Consider the following 231-nt stretch of genomic DNA (forward strand, 5'->3'; position numbering starts at 1 on the left):
TCCCTATTTTTTATCTTTTGAGTCCATAAACTATGAGAAGATCAAAACGATTCGAAGTGCTTGCGAAGCGCCCTGTAAATCAGGATGGGCTGATTGGCGAATGGCCTGAAGAGGGACTGATCGCCATGGAAAGCCCCTACGATCCGGCTTCGTCGGTGAAGGTAGAGAATGGTCGTATTGTTGAGCTGGACGGCAAGAGCCGCGCCGAGTTCGACATGATTGACCGTTTTA

At 49.4% G+C, this 231-nt stretch carries 1 protein-coding gene; it reads left to right on the plus strand.

The genetic code is table 11. The features are described 5' to 3' along the window. Nucleotides 1-32: 32 nt before the first annotated feature. Nucleotides 33-231, plus strand: a 199-nt coding sequence (locus tag FHD02_RS24265; protein ID WP_220394398.1) for a propanediol/glycerol family dehydratase large subunit, incomplete at its 3' end; no start/stop codon positions are given.

The organism is Citrobacter sp. EC_71, from assembly GCF_019584005.1.
Taxonomy (GTDB): Bacteria; Pseudomonadota; Gammaproteobacteria; order Enterobacterales; family Enterobacteriaceae; genus Citrobacter; species Citrobacter werkmanii.